This is a genomic window from Azospirillum sp. (assembly GCF_035627195.1).
Lineage (GTDB): Bacteria > Pseudomonadota > Alphaproteobacteria > Azospirillales > Azospirillaceae > Azospirillum.
Genome location: NZ_DASPMG010000368.1, coordinates 1 through 18,607, shown reverse-complemented (window position 1 = coordinate 18,607; position 18,607 = coordinate 1). Strand labels below are relative to the sequence as shown.

At 69.3% G+C, this 18,607-nt stretch carries 12 protein-coding genes and 3 pseudogenes; 3 read left to right on the top strand and 12 right to left on the bottom strand.

Going from position 1 to position 18,607, the window contains the following annotated elements:
- Positions 1-210 precede the first annotated feature (210 nt).
- On the bottom strand, positions 211-1,962 hold the full coding sequence (locus tag VED21_RS32490) for a sensor histidine kinase (protein WP_324889959.1): 1,752 nt from the start codon (positions 1,960-1,962) through the stop codon (positions 211-213).
- A 247-nt stretch (positions 1,963-2,209) separates the two neighbouring features.
- On the opposite strand from VED21_RS32490, the gene VED21_RS32485 reads away from it, so the two are divergent.
- Entirely contained in the window at positions 2,210-5,572 is a 3,363-nt protein-coding gene (locus VED21_RS32485) for a PAS domain S-box protein (RefSeq protein ID WP_324889957.1), read from the top strand.
- 208 nt (positions 5,573-5,780) lie between these two features.
- Here VED21_RS32485 and VED21_RS32480 read toward each other — a convergent pair.
- A pseudogene (locus VED21_RS32480) lies at positions 5,781-6,725 on the bottom strand (IS5 family transposase); the annotation flags it as partial.
- Between VED21_RS32480 and VED21_RS32475 the strand changes: the two are divergent.
- A pseudogene (locus VED21_RS32475) lies at positions 6,725-7,298 on the top strand (IS5 family transposase); the annotation flags it as partial. The pseudogenes VED21_RS32480 and VED21_RS32475 overlap by 1 nt on opposite strands.
- Positions 7,299-7,545: 247 nt before the next feature.
- Here the strand turns inward: VED21_RS32475 and VED21_RS32470 are convergent.
- The 9 genes from VED21_RS32470 to VED21_RS32430 all read right to left on the bottom strand — a co-directional run bounded on the left by VED21_RS32470 (position 7,546) and on the right by VED21_RS32430 (position 15,267).
- Positions 7,546-9,216, bottom strand: a complete 1,671-nt coding sequence (locus VED21_RS32470; protein ID WP_324889955.1) for a copper resistance protein CopC — start codon at positions 9,214-9,216, stop codon at positions 7,546-7,548.
- A 75-nt stretch (positions 9,217-9,291) separates the two neighbouring features.
- The gene (locus tag VED21_RS32465; protein WP_324889953.1) at positions 9,292-11,400 is read right to left on the bottom strand and encodes a TonB-dependent receptor family protein; all 2,109 of its coding nucleotides are present in this window, start codon (positions 11,398-11,400) and stop codon (positions 9,292-9,294) included.
- Entirely contained in the window at positions 11,397-11,843 is a 447-nt protein-coding gene (locus tag VED21_RS32460) for a DUF2946 family protein (protein ID WP_324889951.1), read from the bottom strand. Before VED21_RS32460 ends, VED21_RS32465 begins: the two co-directional genes overlap by 4 nt.
- 5 nt (positions 11,844-11,848) lie before the next feature.
- A complete protein-coding gene (locus VED21_RS32455; RefSeq protein ID WP_324889949.1) occupies positions 11,849-12,619 on the bottom strand; it encodes an energy transducer TonB in 771 nt (256 codons plus the stop codon).
- A 3-nt stretch (positions 12,620-12,622) separates the two neighbouring features.
- On the bottom strand, positions 12,623-13,081 hold the full coding sequence (locus tag VED21_RS32450) for an ExbD/TolR family protein (RefSeq protein ID WP_324889947.1): 459 nt from the start codon (positions 13,079-13,081) through the stop codon (positions 12,623-12,625).
- A complete protein-coding gene (locus VED21_RS32445; protein ID WP_324889945.1) occupies positions 13,081-13,740 on the bottom strand; it encodes a MotA/TolQ/ExbB proton channel family protein in 660 nt (219 codons plus the stop codon). The genes VED21_RS32450 and VED21_RS32445 overlap by 1 nt, the downstream gene beginning before the upstream one ends.
- 18 nt (positions 13,741-13,758) lie before the next feature.
- Complete coding sequence (locus tag VED21_RS32440; RefSeq protein ID WP_324889943.1) at positions 13,759-14,295, bottom strand: YcnI family protein; 537 nt, start codon at positions 14,293-14,295, stop codon at positions 13,759-13,761.
- A gap of 59 nt (positions 14,296-14,354) precedes the next feature.
- A complete protein-coding gene (locus VED21_RS32435; RefSeq protein WP_324889941.1) occupies positions 14,355-14,813 on the bottom strand; it encodes a DUF2946 family protein in 459 nt (152 codons plus the stop codon).
- A gap of 298 nt (positions 14,814-15,111) precedes the next feature.
- A complete protein-coding gene (locus tag VED21_RS32430) occupies positions 15,112-15,267 on the bottom strand; it encodes a hypothetical protein (RefSeq protein WP_324889971.1) in 156 nt (51 codons plus the stop codon).
- Positions 15,268-16,065: 798 nt separating this feature from the next.
- Here VED21_RS32430 and VED21_RS32425 point away from each other — a divergent pair.
- Positions 16,066-16,738 (top strand): annotated as a pseudogene (locus VED21_RS32425) (IS630 family transposase); the annotation flags it as partial.
- 20 nt (positions 16,739-16,758) lie between these two features.
- Here VED21_RS32425 and VED21_RS32420 read toward each other — a convergent pair.
- Positions 16,759-18,607: calcium-binding protein (locus VED21_RS32420; protein WP_324889939.1), on the bottom strand; the 1,849-nt coding region annotated here is incomplete at its 5' end.

Here is an 18,607-nt window from a genome sequence, read left to right as displayed (position 1 = left end):
TTCCTCAGCATGGCATGCCAGACGGCATATGCAATTGATTGCAATCAATTTGATTAGCAAGCGCATAAAAATGCACGATACCCGATCCGCGTGCCTCGCAGAAAAATCCGCGTGCCTCGCAGAAAAAGGAGGTTTGCTGGTATGGGAAGGGGGATCCGGCGGGTGAAGCCGCTGGAGGAGAACGCCAAGCTCACGCCCTCGGTCGCCGAGCTACAACGGATTGCAGGCCGAGGCGGCTTCAAGGATCCGATGGGCCGGGAGGCGGATGGTTGCGGTGGTGCCGAGACCGACAGCGCTGTCCAGCACCAGCCCACCACCGTGCAGCTCCGCCAGCGACTTGACCAGCGGGAGCCCAAGCCCCGTGCCGTCATGCTGGCGCGTCAGCGAGTTGTCCACCTGGAAGAACGGCTGCACCACTACAGGCAGATCGGCCGCCGCGATGCCGATGCCGCTGTCGGCCACCTGAAGCAGCGCGTCGCCGTTCGGCGCCACGGTCGCCGCCACCACGACCTTGCCGCCCGACGGCGTGAACTTGATCGCATTGGACAGGAGATTGAGCAGCATCTGCTTCAGCGCGCGGCCATCGGCCGTCAAAGTGAGCGCGCCAACGGGCGCGTATATGTTCAACGCCACATCCTTTTGTGTGGCCAATGGGCTGACCTGCTGAAGGCACTCGTGGATCAGCGACTCGAGGCAGACCTGCTCCTCGTGCAGCTCGTAATACCCGGCCTCTATTTTGGTGGTGTCCAGAATGTCGTTGATCAGGCTCAACAGATGAACGCCCGAGCGGCGGATGTCCGTGATGTACTCCCGCTGTTTTGGGGCGAGCGGCGCAAAAATCTCCAACTCCAGGGCCTCGGCAAAACCGAGGATGGCATTGAGAGGAGTGCGCAGCTCGTGGCTCATGTTCGCGAGAAAGCGCGTCTTGGCCTGATTGGCGACATCGGAGGCGTTCTTGGCCGCCAGCAGCTCCGCTTCACTGTTCCTCAGCGCCCGCTCGCTGGCCATCAGATCTTCCACCGCCCGTTCGCGTCGACAAACCTCGCGCAGCACGAGCCACGTCAACCAAGCAACAAGCCCCGTGCCGAATACCGCCACCCCGGTGGCGACACCGGCCTTGCGGTACCAGGCGGCCATGATCGCTTCTTTCCCGAGGGTGACCGCGGTGACCACGGGCGTGTGCACGGACGATTCATAGCTGACAAGACGCAGGTGCCCGTCGAGCGCCGAGACGAATTCACGTGTGCCTGCCGGTGTGTCCGTCAACTGTTTCAACAGCGCATCGCCGACGGCTGACTGGCCGATATGCCGATCATGGTCCGGATGCCGTGCCATGACCGTGCCGTCCCGATGCATGAGCACAACCGATCCATTCTGCTCCAGCTTGACCGTGGCGTAGTGGGTGGCGAACGCCTCTGGCCGGACGACTGCCACCACGACGCCGGCAAAGCGGCCGTCCGGGTGGTCCAGGCGGCGGCTCACGCTAATCATCCATTGGCCGCTGGTGCGGCCGCGGATCGGCGGACTGATGTACGGCCCCGTGAGGCGGCTTGCCTGGTGTACCTTGAAGTATTCGCGGTCCGACAAATCGAGGTCTGCCGGGTCCGGTGTATCGGTATCGTGCAGCAACTGGCCGTTGGCTCCAATGACCAGGATGGCCCGGGCCTCGGGCGTGGTCTTCAAGCGGCGCCGCAGGAACGCCAGCACATCGGGGTTGCCGCGCTCGAAGCGGTCGGTACGGACGTCGAGCACTTCGGCGATGCCCGACAGGGTCTTGTCCACCGACCCAAAACTGTCCAGAGCGTGTTGATACAGTGTCCGCGTCAGATTGGTCGTCATCTGCTGGGCTTCGGCGATGCGCCGGGACCGGTCGCTGACGACGTCGGAGACAATGGCAGCGTTGAACCCGACGACGAGCACGATGCCGAACGCCAGCAGACCGGATTTCAGGCGTGAAAACACGAAGGCCTCAGCTCGATGGAATCACTGTCACTTCGGTGTGCAGAGCTTAGCATGAACGTTGGCCCCCCGTCCGGTGGGTAGTGCCGCCCGCATCTGGCTCATTCTCCAAGGCGCCCGCTATAAATTTGTTGGCCTACCAATCAACCCGACTGTTAGGCTTTTTGTCCGACCCGTGCCCCCGGCCTCAGGGCACGGGTCGCCGGGCGCGGCCCGGAGGCTTCCGAGGCCGACGAGGACGCCGCGTGCCATGTCCCTGTTGACCCGCCTCTTGGTGCTTGTCGTCCTGGCCATGCTTCCGGCCGTCGCCGTTCAAGTCTACAACGAACACGAACTGCGCCGCGGGCGTCGGGCCGAGGTGGTCCAGCAGAGCGGGCGCCTGCTGGGCCTCATCGAGGGCGAGCAGGCGCGGCTCGTGGAAGGCATTCGCCAGACGCTCGCGGCCGTCGCGGAGACCCCCTTCGTCCGAGCGGGCGACCTCCTGGCCTGCCAGACCTACCTGGAACGGTTGAAGCGGACGCTCCCGGGCTATGTCGAGGTCTACGTCGCGGACCGGGCGGGCCACGTCGGCTGCGCGACCGAGGCGGCTGCCCTCGGCGTTGGCCTCGGCGACCGTCATCACGTCCAGGAGGCGCTGCGGACGAACGCGTTCGCCGTCGGCGAGTATGTCATGAGCCGCACCACGGGCAAGCCCATCCTGCCGTTCGCCTTACCGTCCCACGACGGGGCGGGCGCCCTCCGGGGCGTCGTCGCCGCCGTGCTCGACGTCGGGTGGCTGGAGGGCTACCTGAGGGCCAAGCCCTTCCCGGCGGACGCCGCAGTGACGGTCGCCGATCGCAACGGTGTCGTGGCGGTGCGGGTTCCGCCACTGCCGGGCATCGTCGGGCAGAGGCTTCCCGAGCGTTACCAGGCCCTGCTGAACGCGCCCGCCCCAGGCACCACGGAACTGGTCACTCTCGACGGCGTCACACGCGTCGTCGCCTACTCCCCGCTCCACGTCGGCCCCAAGGGGCTCTTCATCAGCGTCGGCCTCGACGAGGCTGCCGCCGTCGCGCCGATCAACGCGGCCACCCTGCGGTCTCTGTCGCTGGTGGCGGCGGCGTTCGCCTTCCTCCTCGGGGCAGTGGCGTTCGGCGGGAACGCGCTCCTGCGCAGGCCAGTCGCCGCCCTCATAGAGGCGACCCGCCGTTGGACGGAGGGCGACCTTTCCGTGCGCTCGGGCCTGCGGGCAAGCACCGAGGTCGGTGCGCTCGGCCAAGCCTTCGACGCCATGGCCGACGGATTGGAGGCCCAGGTCCGTCAGCGCGAGCAGGCCGAGAGGGAACTCCGGCGCAACACCGAACTCCTCGATCTGGTCATGGAGAATCTGCCCGTCGGCGTTTTCGTATTCGCCTCCGACGGCCAGATCCTCCGGTTGAACGAGGCTGCCCGGCGCATCTGGGGGTGCGAGCACAAGGTTGGACCCGCGCAGTATGGCGACTACAAGGCGTGGTGGCCGGACACGGGCAGGCCCGTTGAACCCCACGAATGGCCCGGGTCGAGGGCGCTCTCCAGAGGGGAGAGGGTGCTGGACGACGTTGTCGAGATCGAGGCGTTCGACGGCACCCGCAAGACCGCCCGTGTCTCGGGCGTGCCGCTTCGGAATGGCGACGTGACCGTCGGCGCGGTGGCGATGATCGAAGACGTCACCGAGCAAGCAGCGGCGCAGCAGGCCCTGGAGGACAGCGAAGCCCGCTACCGCGCGGTCGTCGAGACCGCGGTCGACGCCATGGTGATCATCGACGAAAAGGGCGCCGTCCTGTCCTTCAACCGGGCCGCCGAGCACATCTTCGGCTACAAGGCGGACGAGGTGCTCGGCCGCAACGTCAGCCTGCTGATGCCGGAGCCGCACCAGGACGCGCACGACGGCTACATTATGAGCTATTTGCGCACCGGCGAGCGCAGGATCATTGGCATCGGCCGCGAGGTCGAGGGTCGACACCGGGACGGCCAGCCCATCCCCCTGGAACTCTCGATCGCCGAATGGCGCGCCGGCGGGCGGCGGTTCTTCACCGGGATCATGCGCGACGTCACGCGGCGCCGGGACGCGGAGCGGCGCCTGAAGGAGAACCTGGACCTTCTTGAGACGATCATCGAGTCCTCGCCCGACCCGGTCTACGTGAAGGATGCCGGGGGCCGCTACCTCGTCGTCAACTCCGCCGCGGCGATGGTGCTCGGCAGGCCGCGAAACCACCTCGTCGGCGTCCATCTGCGCGACCTCGCCTCGCCCGAGGAGTGCGCCCGGCTCTTGGGGAACGACCGCCGGATAATGGCCATGGGCTACGCCGAAAACGTCGAGGAGATCCTGTTCAGCAAGGGGCACGGGGGTCTGCGGCACTATCTGTCCACCAAGACACCCTTGCGCGACGCAACTGGGGAGGTGGTCGGCATCATCGGGATCTCCCGCGACATCACCGAGCGCAAGGCCATGGAGGACGAGTTCCGGCGGGCGAAAGAGGAGGCCGAGCACGCCAACCGCGCCAAGTCCAAGTTCCTCGCCGCCGCCAGCCACGACCTCCGGCAGCCGATGCAGTCACTGATGCTGTTCTCGGCGGCGCTGGCGCCCAGCGTCCAAGACGAGCGCGGCCGGAAGACGCTGACCTTGCTGGAACGCGGCCTGGACACGCTCAAGGCGCTGCTCGACAGCCTGCTCGACGTCTCCCGCCTCGACGCCGGGATCATCCACCCGGAGATCGGCACCGTTGCGCTCGGCCAGATCGTTGCGGACATCGAGGCCGCCTACGCTCCGGTGGCCCGTGCCAAGGGGCTGGCGCTGCGGGTGGAGCGGTTTAGCGGTGTGGCGGTCCGCTCCGATCAGATGCTGCTCGGCCGGATGCTGCGCAACATGGTCGAGAACGCGGTCCGCTACACGGAGCGGGGGGAGGTCGTCATCGGCTGCGCCGTCGCCGACGGCCTCGTGCGCATCGAGGTGGCCGATACTGGGATCGGCATCCCGCCCGATCAGCTGGAGCGCATCTTCGAGGAGTTCCATCAGGTCGGCAACGTCGCGCGCGACCGGAGCCACGGGCTCGGCCTCGGGCTGGCCATCGTGAGACGCCTGTCCAAGCTGCTCGACCACCCGGTCTGGGTGCGCTCGGAACTGGGTAAGGGGTCGGTGTTCTCGGTCGAGGTGCCCCTCGGGCTGGCCGAGGAAGCGTTTTCCGCCCAGCCATGCGCCCCTGTCGAAGCCGTGAGGCCCGGCCTCCTTGCGCTGGTGGTGGACGACGATGCCATGGTGCTGATGGGCCTGCGGACGGTGCTGGAGGGGTGGGGGTACGACGTGCTCATAGCCGGGTCGGGCGACGAGGCGTTGGAAGGGCTCGCGCAGACCGACCGCACGCCCGACGTGGTCATTGCCGACTACCGCCTGCGCGAGGGGGAGGTCGGCACGGAAGTCGTCCGGCGCGTCCGCGCGCACATCGGCCGCGCGGTGCCCGGGGTTCTCCTCACCGGGGAAACCGGATCCGAGTTCCACGGCGAAGCGGCAGCCAGCGATCTCGGGCTCGTCCACAAGCCCGTCACCCCACGCCAGCTGCACGGCGTGATCGAACGGCAGCTTCGGGCCGCCGAGTAGCCGGCGCGGCGGCGTCAGCTTGTGCGGTCTCCTCCGTCGGTGTCACTGCGGCGCTCTAGCAGGACGCGGAAAAATCCGGCCTTGGGATCCCATCGCCTTCGCTGTGGCGCGAAATTTGCGCTTTTGGCACCCGGTTTGGTCGAATTGACCGGGTACGACCCCGGTCGAGGGCGCCTGGAGCCGCCTTTCGGGCGGATTCCGGGCGTGATTATGCCGCGCCCAACAGCTTGGGCAGGAGGATCAGGTTGTAGGCGGTGGCGGTCAGCGTGAACATCCAGCCGACGCGAGCCGTGCCGCGATGGCGCGTCTTGCGCAGTCCGGCTCCCTTGATCCAGCCGAAGACCTCTTCGATCCGTTTGCGGATGCGCAGGCTGACGGCGTAGCCGGGGTGGCGGGTGGTCCGGCCGTCGATCGCCGAGCGGCGGTTGCTCGTGTTCTGGGCGACGTGCGGGGCGGCGCCCAGGCTGCGCATGTTCGCCATGAAGTCTTTGGTGTCGTAGGCCTTGTCGGCGCCGACCATGATGCGATGGCGACCGGGGATCGCCTCGACCATCGCGACGGCCGCCTCGCGCTCGGCCGTGCCGGTGGCGGCGGTCAGCCGGACATCCAGCACCAGGGCGTGGCGGTTCTCCATCAGCGCATGGCCCATGAAGGCCAACTTCGCCGGCTGACCGTTGCCCTTGCGGTACAGCCGCGCCTCGGGATCGCTGGTCGAGGCATGGGTCTGGTTGGAGCGTTTTTCGCCATGAAAGTCGCGCTCGCCGTTACGCCCCGGTCCCGGCGGCTCGCCGCTGCCGTCCTTGGGCCGGAAGCTCTTCACGCTGGCCCAGGCCTCGATGAGCGTGCCGTCCACCGAGAAGTGCTCGTCCGACAACAGCGCCTTGACCCGCGGCTGCCCCAGCACGGTGGCCAGGAACTTCGCCGCCACGTCGCCATCGAGCAGGCGGTCGCAGTTCTTGGTGAACACCGTCACGTCCTACACCGGGGCGTCCATCGACAGGCCGACGAACCAGCGGAACAGCAGGTTGTAATCGAGCTGTTCCATCAGCTGGCGCTCCGAGCGCACCGAGTAGAAGGCCTGGAGCAGCAGCGCCCACAGCAGCTTCTCCGGCGGCACGGACGGGCGCCCGATCTTGGAGTACAGCCCCTCGAACGACGGGGTTGAAGGTGTTCGGCAAGGGCGAGTGGCGCCTGGAGAAGCACGGCGGCCAAGCGCGCCGGAGTTGGCGCAAACTCCATCTGGCCATCAATCCCGATACGGGCGCGATCCTCGCCTCGGAGCTGACGTTCAACGAGGAGGGGGATGCCTCGCTGGTTGGTCCGCTCCTCGACCGGATCGCCCGCCCAATTGGTGCGGTGCTGGCGGATGGGGCCTATGACGGCGAGTCGGTTTATCGCAGTGTGGCCTCCCACAGCCCTACGGCGGAGGTTATCATCCCACCGCGCTTGAGCGCGGTGGCGAGCGACATGGCCGAGGGCACCCTCACGCAGCGTGACGACCACATCCAACTGATCAACGAGCGTGGTCGGCTCAGCTGGCAGCGGGCCGTGCAGTACAGACGCCACTCCTTAGGGTGAGGTGACGATGATGCGCTACAAGCAGCTGATCGGGCGCAGCCTGTGCGCTCGGAGTCTGCCGGCCCAGAAGGCCGAGGCCGCCGTCGGCTGGAAGGTCATGAACATCATGACCAGCTTGGGCAGGCCCGTCTCGCGCAGGAGCGCCTGATCACCGCCACCAGCCGCAGGACTCCGTCGTCACGTCGATTTATGCGCCAAAGTCGTTCCGAAACGCTGATGAATGATCCGGGCTAGCGAGATGTTGAAAGGCGATGACTTTGCTAGGAGCTAAAATGGGCTCATTGTAGAATCCGTTCAAAATCGTACGCCAAGCGGCCAAGCGCAGGAGCAGGCCGCGAATGCGGCGAAGCGGCAGGACGATGGCTTTTCAGTCGAGCCGATCCGGCCTCATGCCTTCAAGGGATACCTTTCCAGCCTGCACTCCCGGCACCGACCGGGATCTCGGTGCGGAACACCGTCTTTTCGAAGTCATCGACCAGCACCTCCAGACGCAGCGACCAACGGCCGGGGATGGGCATCTCGACGTCGTCCGTCCCCAACTCGCCCGGTCCGGTCGCCGACAGGGTCCGGCGGAGCGGAGCAACTCCGACGGCCGGGAGTTCCCATTCGAGCGCGGCTCCGGCAACCGCGAACGTGGCACCATCGGCGCGATGCAGATGGGCCCTCACCCGATTGCGGCCTGGTCGGGCCGGCGTCACCTCGATCATGGCGGTGCGCCCGCCCTGGGTGATCACCGCCGTGTAGCCGCGCTCCCGTCCGGTGGCTTCGGCGGCCTCCGGTCCGGGGAGGGCGCGTGGCGGCGGCGTCAAGGGGAACAGGGATGTGAGCAGGAGCAGAACCGCCGCGAAGACCACCTCCGCCCAGACGCTCCGCCGCAGTGCTGCCGCGGCCGTCCATCCCCCGCGGTCGAGGGCGGGCGTCAGCCGCAGCCGGTTCCGTGCCGCCAACAGCAACAGCCCCAGAACCACCAGCATCTTGCCCAGCCAGATGTGCCCGTAGTCGGTCGCGAGGACGGCGCCCGGCGTGCCGATCTGCAGGATCGAGAGCCCCGCGCCCGCAGCGACAAGGGCTGCGACGCCACCGACGGCCAAGCGGGAGAAACGCCGGGTCAGCCGCGCCGCCTCCGTCGGCGGCATGGTTCGCAGCGCCACGGCCAGCGGCCACAGGGCACCGATCCAGTACGCCGCCATCAGCCCGTGCAGGGCTACGAGCGGCGCACTCAGCCAGCGTGGCGGCGCCGTCGCCGCATGCCCCGTGGCCGCTAGCGAGGCCGCTCCCGCCAGCGCCCCCAGCACGAGCAGGGCGCGGCCGGCGGCGTGGCGGGCCTCCAGCGCCAGCCCGGCCGCGCCGACGAGCAGCGCCATCAGCGCCAGGCCGGCCCTGCTCCCGGCCGTGCTCGCAGCTCCTGCCGCCCATGGTGCCGTGGACGCCAGACTTGAGATCGGAGCCCCCGCCAACACCGCGCCGGCCAGCCCGACCAGGAGCAGCACCGACACACCCGCCGCCACCAGCAGCGCGCACAGGCCCGGCCGGAGCCGTTCGTTCAACGGCGACCACGGCCCCGACACCAGGACCAGAAAGAGCCCGCCGCCAACGCCGGCCAGCAGCGTCGCGTCGTGCACCGCGCGGACGAGCGCCGCCGCCAGGGCGGTGAGCCGCGCGCCGTCCGGGGCCTCCGCCGTCGGTGCGGCCTCCGGCGCCGTACCGATCCCGAAGGTGATCGATCCGGCCACTGGGTGGCCGTCAGCCGAGGCGACACGGTAGCTGACGACATAGGTCCCGACGGGCAGATGGTGCGGCAACGCGAGACGCAGGGTGTCGCCCTGTGTCGACGCCGCACCGCTCCCCGCCACCGCGCGGCCGTCGGCGCCGAGCGCCTGGACGGCGACCGGCGCCACCGGCTCGTTGAAGCGCAGCAGGATCTCATGCGGTGCGGCCTCCAGGCGGGCACCATCGGCGGGCACCGCTTCGCGCAGGACCGCGTGCGCCCACACTGCGCCCGTGCTCGCCAGAACGAGCATGGCGCCGAGCAGAAGAGCCGGAATGAAGCCGCGTGAACGCTGCACGGTCGACCTTCCTCGAAGCGATGAACGGGCCCGGCGGTTCCGGCCGCCGGGCCGCACGGAACGACGCGCCCGTCCTCAGAAGGCGGCGCGGATGCCCGCGTACACGCTACGCCCCTCACCCGGATAGAAGACCTGGGTGGCGACCCGGCGCGCGTCGGTGACGGTGGAGATGTCGCTGACGGTGCGCTTGTCGGTCAGGTTGCGGGCGTCGAGGAACAGCAGGATGCCGTTCTTCAACTCCACGCCGGCCTGGAGGCCGAGCAGCGCGTAGCCCGGCACTCGCAGCGTGTTCGCCTGGTCGGCCCACGCGCCGGTCGGCACCCAGTCCAGCGTCGGCGTGATGTAGAAGCCGTTTTCCTGCGCGTAGGAGACGGTTGTGCGCAGGACGTGCTGCGGGATGCCGGCGATGCGGTTGCCGCCGTACTGCGGGTCGTCACGGAAGCGGAAGTCGCTCCAGTTCCAGACCTGTCCGACGGTAACCGTGTCGCCGGCCGCCGCCACGCCGCGCGCCAATTCGACCTGCGCGCCCAGTTCGATACCCTGGTGCACCGTGCGGCCGGCGTTGAAGGTCGCCGCCGGGATGCTGGGATTGGTGGTGAACTGCAGCATCTCGCCCCGGAGCTGGGAACGGTACGCCGTCACATCCCAGGCGAAGCGGCCCGTTCGGCCGCGCGTGCCCAGTTCCACCGTCCAGGCGCGCTGCGCCTGCAGCGGCACGAAGCCCGGACGCCCGCCGGCCTGCACCTGCGTTAGGTCGCTGAAATCCGGCACGTCCAAGCTGCGCGTCACGTCGGCGAAGACCTGCACGTCGGGGTGCGGCTCCCACAGCACGCCCACCTTGGGGTTCAGGCCCTCGTAGCGCTGCTCCGCGTTCGCCGCCGGGTTCCGGCGGTTGGTGAATTCACGCTCGTTACGCAGCAGCTTGGCACCGGCCATCACCGCCACCGTGGGCAGGACGTACAGCCGGTTCTCGGCGTAGGCCTCAACGTTCCACGCCTCCTGCAGCGTGTCGGCGGTCTGGGCGCCGCGGCTGCCGCCGACGTTGACAAACTGCCGCGCCTGGTTGCGGCCGGCGAAGACCCGTCCGCCCAGGATCAGCTCGTCGCGCATCCCGCCCACGGTGAAGGAGGAGGTCCAGCGCGGGCCGATGCCGTAGGTCCAGCCGTCCTGGTCGATGACCTGGAAGATCGGGTGGAACAGCTTCTTGTGGATCACCCAGCTGTCGACGTCGAGCTGGCCGGCGTCCATGCGGAACGTCGTGCGGTTGGCCACCCGTTGCGTCCAGGTGGCGCGCGCCTGGTCGCCGGACAGCGCCGACGCCGACGCCATGCGCGGCCGATTCAGCGCGTCGGACAGGCTCAGCGAGCCCGGCAGCTTCTGGTCCACCGTGTAGGCGCCAAGGTAGAAGCGCGTCTCCACGTCGGGGCTGAAGCGGTAGCCGACGTTGGCGTTGAACAGTCCGCCCCGCTGGTCCGAGTGCTGGCGGTAGCCGTCGGCGCGGTTGAGGGTGCCGCTCACCAGGAAGTCGGCGTCGCCGAGCACGCGCGAGACCTGGGCGCCCAGACGCAGCGTGCCGTAGCTGCCGCCCTCGGCGCGCAGCACGTTGGGGGCGACGGCGGTGTGCGCGGTCGGCGTCACGAAGTTGATGGCGCCGCCCAGCGTCGAGGAGCCGTAGGCCAGCCCGTTGCCGCCGCGGAACACCTCGGCGTAGCGCAGGGCCAGCGGGTCGATCTGGTAGAGGTCGCCGCTGCCGTCGGCGAGGTTGACCGGGATGCCGTCCTGCAGCACCTCCAGCCCGCGCAGGTGGAAGCCGCGCGCCATGCCGGAGCCGCGGACCGACAGCCGCATCTCCTGGCCGTAGCGGCTCTGCGCGAAGACGCCCGGCGTGTCCTTCAGCACGTCGCGCAGGTCCTTGGCGTGCCGGCCCTTGAAGGACCCGGCGTCGATGAAGCCGACCGAGCCGGGGGTGCGGTTCAGGTCCTCGCGCGCCTGCTCGGGCGCCGGTGCCGTCGGCGAGCCGGCGCCCTGGGCGCTGATGGTTATGGTGTCGAGCGTCACCGGCGCGCCGGGCGCCGCGGTCTGCGCCGCGGCCGGGGCCAGGGCGGCCGAGGTCAGGGCGGTGCTCATCATCAGAAGCGCGGCCAGCGCGGCGGCGCCGGAACCAGCGAAGTGGAAGCGGGTCACGTGTGGTCTCCCCTGGGGCCGGCGTCACGGCCGGCCGAAATCGTCGTTCGATGGCGGTGTCGGTGATCCGGCTGGGACGGCGGACCGCGGGCGTTCGGACGATGACCCGGCGCCCGGCGCCGGGTCGGAGAGGCGACACGGGCCTTGCGGGCCCGGCCATGGAGACGGGGGAGCGGCACCGTGCCGCCGTCGGCCGGAAGTGCCGCCGGCACGGTGCCGCAGACGGAGCAGGCCGGGCAGGCACCGTGATGGCCGTGCGGGTCGGGAGCAGCCGGCCGCTCCCGTCCGTCCTCGCCGTGCAGGCACATCGACTCCGCCGCAACCGCCCACCACGCCGCGCGCGCCGTGGCGGCCGCGGCCTGCCCCGGCGCCCACGCCTGGAGCAGGAGCACCAGCAAGGCGGCGAGCGCGGCGGCGGGGCGGCGGGGGCGCGGCATCGGCATCGGCATCACCGCAGGGCGAACCGGACGGGCAGCACGATCTCAAGCCGGTCGCCGGGCACGCTGTCCGGCAACGGCGGCAACGGCGCCGCGCGCTCGATCATGATCCCGACCTGACGGTCGAGGGACTCGAAACCGGAACCGCGCTCGATCCGCCAGGACACCACCGCGCCGTCGCGCGTCACCACGAAGCGCAGCAGCACGGTGCCCTCCTCGCGGGCAAGCTGTGCTGCGCGCGGGTAGACCTTGTGGCGGGCGAGGCGGGCCTGGAGCAGCGCCAGGTAGTCCGGGGGCGGTCCGGCCGCACGCACTGGAACCGGCGCGGCGGCGGGTTGCTGCGGCGCCGGTTGCGGCACGGGCAGCGCGGGCTCCCGCGGTGCGGCAGCCGTAGCCGTGGGCGGTGGACGCCTCGCCACGTCCGGCGGGCGCGGCTTGACGGGAGGCGGCGGCACCATAGCCGTCACGACGGGTTCCGGAGCGGGCGGCGGCTCCTCGGCCACGGGAGGCGGCGGTTCGTTGGCGGCGACCGGTTCCGGTTCAGGCGGCGGCAACTCCGGCGGCAGCGGTTCCGCCACCTGGAGCGGCTCGGGCGTAGGCTCGACCGGCTGCGTCTCGGCGGCGGGCTCGGGCTGGCTCAGCTCCAGTTCAACGCGTATGGGGGCCGGCGCCGCCGGGGCCGGCTCGTGGCGCGCGACCAGCACAGCGAACAGCGCGGCGTGCACCGCGACCGACAGGACCGGCGCCCAGCGGCGCCCCAACCAGCGTAGGGGCCGGCGCATGGCTCAGGGCGCCCCGTCCGGCGCCCGGACCGGGGCGGCCGGTCCGTCGGCGATCAGCGAGACGCGAGTGAATCCGGCTTGGCTCACCTGCCCCATCACCTCCATCACCCGCCCGTAGCTCAACGCGCGGTCGCCGCGCACGTGCACAACGGCGTCCGGGTCCTCCCCGGCGATCGCCGCGAGGCGCGGCGCGACGTCGCCGGGTGCCATCTCCTCGCTGCGCAAAAAGACGCGGCCGTCCCGGTCGACGCTCACCACGACCGGCTGGCGCGGCTGGCCGACCTTCTGGGCGGCAGTCTTCGGCAGTTGCACCGGCACGCCCACCGTCATCAGCGGGGTGGCGACCATGAAGATGACCAGCAGGACCAGCATCACGTCGATGAACGGCGTGACGTTGATCTCGGCGACCGGGCGGTAGGAGAACTCGTCTCCCGAGCCGGCACCCACAGGCCCCGCGCCCATCACTCGGCCGCCTTCAGGTGGGCCGGACGGGTCCGCGCCATGGTCCCGGCGAGGCGGCCGATGGCGACCGACAGGCGCTGCGACAGCCGGGCGAGGTCGCTGGTCAGCTTGTTGTAGGCGACCACCGCCGGGATGGCGGCGACCAGCCCGATGGCGGTGGCGAACAGCGCCTCGGCGATGCCCGGCGCCACCACGGCGAGGCTGGTGTCGTTGGACGCGGCGATGGCGGTGAAGCTGTGCATGATGCCCCACACCGTGCCGAACAGCCCGACAAAAGGCGCCGACGAGCCGACGGTGGCGAGTACGGGCAGGTGCGCGTCGAGGCGGCGCAGTTCCTCGGCCATGGCGATGCGCATGGCGCGTTCCAGCCGCTCGCGCAGTTCGGCGCGGCTCTCGCCGTGGTCGTGGTCGTGCCACTCGTGGCGGCCGGCGGCGACGAGAGCCGCGGGCAGGCCGGCGATGCCGCCCGGATCGCCACCATCCGCCACCGCGGCCTCGAAGCGGCGCGTCTGCGCCTTGGCGCGGGCCAGCACCACCGTCTTCTCCAGCACGATGGCCCAACACGCCACCGAGGCGAGCACGAGCAGGATCATCACCCCCTTCACCACCGGATCGGCGGCGAGGAACAGGCCGATGACCGAGAGATCATGGTTCGGCATGGGATCCCCTGCGGCCGGTCAGCGGCCCTGCGGCTTGTCGGTGAGCGTCAGGCCCGGCGCCGGCTCGCGGTAGTCGGCGGCGGTCTTGCCGGCCTCGGGGATCTCAATCCAGCGGTGCACGCCCTTCTCGCACTCCTGCACGACCGGGAAGTACAGCACCGTGCCGGCTGGCTGCTTGGGCAGCACGACCTGGAAGACGAACTCGTCGTACCAGGCGTCCGGCAGCGAGCCGCCGGTCCAGGTGATTTCGGTGACGCCACGGGTGAAGGTGCGGCCGTGCGACTCGTACGCTTGGGCGTACTCGCCCTCCTTGGTCGCCAGGGTCCAGCCCGGCTTGGGCATGGGCTTGGCGTTGACGACGCCTTCGGGCAGGCGGACGCGGATGGCCATGGTGGCGGCGCCGTCGCAGCCGTGCCCGACCTTGAGGACGGCCTTGTAGTAGCTGCCGGCCGGGGCCTCGCGGGTTTCCAGGACGACGTGCGCGGACGCGGCGCCGGCCACTGCGAGCAGGCACAGGAACCCGGCGCCGAGCGCCAGGGCGTGGATGCGGTTCATGGTGTGCTCCGGACAGGGGATCGGGCGGACGCACCTGGGGCGCGTCCGGTCTTGAACGATCAGGCCAGTGCGGACGCCGGAGGGGCGCGCGGGTTGTGTCCGATCCGGAACAGAGGCTGCGGACGGATGCCCTGTTCCACCGGTTGCGGTGCCGCGCCGTAGGTCGCCGGGGTGTGCAGGGCGTCGTCAGACGCGGCAGCCAAGCCATGTGCGGCGAGCGCCAGGCAGAAGGCGCAGAGCTTCGCATGTTCGTGGCCGTTGGCGGGGACCGGCGCTTCCGGCTGCCGCTGCCCAGCCCCATCATGATGGGGGGCATGGACCTGATGCGCCGTGATCGCCTCGGCCCGCTGCTGCGCGGCGCGGCGCGCGGCCATGGCGAAGTCCGGGACCGTGGTCTGGACCAGGATCGCCAGCACCGCCAGCCAACCCAGAACCGCCCGCCAGCCGCAACCGCCGTCGGCCGAACCGCGGGACGCGGTCCTTCCATAAGCGGAACGGAAGTGGCGGCGGTCGGACATGCGGCGGCACTACTCGGGAGTGGAAAGATGAACCTGACTGCGCATTGATAGCAACATGTTCCCACCCCGCTAATTGTCCATCGTCAAGCCGGGGCTTCGTTTGCATAAACCGCCGATGCCGATGCGTCGAGTTGCCGCTTGCGTCAAGTTCTTGAATAAATATCTTCTAAGATATGCGGTGCCGGACGGGGCGGTTGCCGGAGTGCGAACGATCAAGGCCTGAGCGGCCACCCCTACACCATCTCCTCAAGCCGGGCTGAGGAGGCGGCCTGGGCAGCTTCCTTGGCACGTGTAGCGCTCAGGGCTTTGCTACGTGCCAGACGTTGTTGACGCCGTCGCCGATGGCATCGCCGGGCATGTTGTTCTTGGTCCAGGCGTAATGCGGCTTGCCGTTGTAGCCCCCCTGCTTGGCGCCATTGCCCTCGTTGGCACGCCAGTCGCCTGCATAAAGCACGATCAAGTGATTGACAGTCCCGCACTGAGCGCAAGTTACAGCCTTCTCCTCCGTAAAATAAGATGTGCGTCTCTCCTATTTCGGGGTTCCCGGCGACCGAAAGTCGTCATCGTTCCGCAATCGCCCGAGAATTTCATCCGCACAACCAGCTAAATTTTCTTCGACGCGTGTTGGCGGAAACACCATGATGATCCCACCCGCCGCATGAAGCGCGCGTATGTGATCCTCCCGCCGACGGCAGAACACGAAGACTTGTCGGCAATTCCAGTGCCAACCCGTGGCCGGAACACTGCCATATCGGCCACGGCACCGTTCCACCCGTGGCGGAGCGCCAGTATTACCGGCGGCCCGTTCAGGCTGAACCAGGCGCTCGGCCATACGTTTGGGCAAGCCATGGCGACTCCCGGCCGCGTCGCCAACTCGTGAGCAAGCAGGCGCTGTGCGAGCTCCGCGAGGACTCGCCCGATGGCCTTTTCAAGTGCCTCTGGTTCCCATTGCCATGTCTCATACCGGCGGCGCCTGAAGGGTTCCATTGATGGGATATCATGCGAATTGCGGCCACTGAACCGCGCCGGGTTTCCTGGAATCTCAATTTCTTGAGCGTACGGGGTCGCAAATCCCAGTTTGTGCGCGAGGCTAATAGAGAGGGAGCGCTTCGGAAAACGTTCCGAAACCAGTCCGCTGGATAATTCGCATAATCAAACAATTCCAGCAATAAGCTGATGCGGCCCTGTGTCAAACTGGCAAGAGACGAGCTCGAATCAGAGTATTCTGCCAAACCTTCTCTTGTCGTTCACGCACGGCCTCAAGCCGCATCGGGTGCGCACCTTCAAACTCTCCCGCGATCCCAAGTTCGTCGAGAAGGTTCAGGACGTGGTCGGCCTCTACATGGACCCGCCGCAGCACGCGCTGGCGCTCTCGGTCGATGAGAAGTCGCAGATCCAGGCCCTCGAACGCACCCAGCCGGGGTTGCCGCTGGCCAAGGGCCAGCCCGCCACGCAGACCCACGACTACACCCGCTATGGCACGACGACGCTGTCCGCGGCATTGAACGTGCTGGACGGCACCGTGCTCGGCCAGTGCGCGGCGCGGCACCGGCATCAGGAATTCATCCGCTTCCTCAACGCCGTCGAGGCGGCGGTGCCGGTCGGTAAGGTGGTGCACGTCATCCTGGACAACGACGCCACCCACAAGCACCCGAAGGTCCGCGTGGTTGGAGAAACACCCACGGTGGGTCTTCCATTTCACCCCGACCTCGGCATCCTGGCTGAACGCGGTGGAGGGCTTCTTTGCCAAGCTGACGACCAAACGCCTGCGGCGAGCCAGCTTCCGCGGCATCGTGGACCTGCAGGTTGCCATCCACCGCTTCATTGCCGAGCACAACAAGACGACCAAGCGCTTCGTCTGGACCGCCGATCCCGACCGCATCATTGCCAGCATCAACAAAGCCAAGCGGGGAGCCGCGCGATAGGCGCACTCCCCTTTTGGCCGTCAGCCGCCGGGTCCGAAGACGAGGATGTCGGTGTGGGAGAGCGTGCGCACGTTGAGCGTGGCAATGGCCAACGCCGCGCCCGCGCCGCTGCCGTCGGCGTCGAACGACAGGACCCCGCTCCTGGTGTCGAAGACGAACCGGGTGTCGGCCGTGGCCGGGTTGTCGAGCGCGAAGTGGGTGGACGCCAGCCCCCCCACCGGCAAGCTGCCGAAGTTCGGGCCGGACACCGCGATGCGGTCGCTCCCCGCCGTGAAGTCGGCGATGGCGTCGGCCCCGCCGCTTGGAGAGGCGAGGACAAAGACGTCCGCCCCCAGGCCGCCGGTCAGTGTGTCGGACCCCAGGTTGCCGGCCAGCAGGTCGTCGCCCTGGCCGCCGAACAGAACGTCGTTGTCCTGGCCGCCGAACAGCGTGTCGCTGCCCAGGTTGCCGTACAGCACGTCGGCCGCCCGGTTGCCGTAGAGAACGTCGCCGTCCTGGCCGCCGAACAAGGTGTCCAGGTCCTGGCCGCCGAACAGCGTGTCCAGGCCCTGGTTGCCGTACACCACGTCGTCCTGCTGGTTGCCGTACAGCGCGTCGTTGCCGATGCCGCCGGTCACCGTGTCGTACCCGCCGTCGCCGAAAAGCACGTCGTCGCCGCCTTCCGAGCCGACGAAGTCGTTGCCGCCGCCGCCGCGTAGCGTGTCGTCGTCGGCCCCCAGCACGATGACCTGGTCCTCGCCGTCGCCCACGACGATCTGCGAGCCCGCGCCGCCGGTCACGCTCACCGCGCCGACGATGGCCGCGAACTCCACGTTCTGCAGCTGGATCACCGTGCCCTTGGGCAGGTTGCGCACGTCGATCACCACCGCCTGCTGCTCGGTGCCGCCGCCCGTGGCCGGGGTGGTGGGGGTGCCGGTGATGACGATGGGGGCTGCCGGCGGGGCCGCCGGGTTGGCGACCACCGGCACGATGGTGCGCACCGTCAGGTTGGTGGCGGGCGGCAGCACGTCCAGGAAGCTCTGGCCGACGCCGGTCATCTCCTGCTGGTCGTTGGGGCGGTCCTGCGTGCGGTTCTGGATGGCGCGGATCAGGCCCTGGACGCCCTGGGCGGTGGTGGTCGTGCTCTCCACCGTCAGGCCGACGCCGACCGGCACGTGCGCGGTCAGCAGCTCCCGCCCGCCGGTGCCGGTGACCAGCGGGATGTCGGCGTTGGGGGTGGCGGCGTTCTCCTCTGTGCGGCCGGCGGTGACGATGGGCACGGTGATGGTCTCCGTGCGGGTGCCGTCGCTGCCGGTTTGCGTGGTCTGCTGCACGGTGACGCCGTCCACCGTGCGCGTCGTGCCGCCGCCGCTGTCGCCGCCGCCACCGCCGCCGGTGCTGGGCGGCGGGGTGTACACGCTGATCTCGTTGCCCGTGACCTGCAGGCCGGAGGCGGTAAAGCTGCCGGCGAGGTTGATGGTCAGATCGGCCACGCCGCCGTTGCCGTCCAGGTCGACGTAGAGGGGGGTGAAGCCGCCGCTCGTCGTGCCGACCTGGACGCCGCGGGCGGCGAGGCCGGTGCCGGTGCCGCTGGTGATGCCGCCGAGCGTCGCGGAGCCGACGCGGATGACGTCGCCCGCCGCGAAGTCGCCGATGACGTCGATCTGCCCGGTGTCGGTGGCGGCGTAGCCGAACACGTCGTTGCCGGCACCGCCGTACAGCAGGTCGTTGCCGGCCGCGCCCGACAGCGTGTCGGCGCCGATGCCGCCGTACAGCGTGTCGTTGCCGGTGAAGCCGCCGATGACGTCGGCGCCGGACCCGCCGGTCACCGCGTCGCTGCCCTCGCCGCCGGTGATGGTGACGTTGCTGCTTTGCGCGTAGTTGATGGTG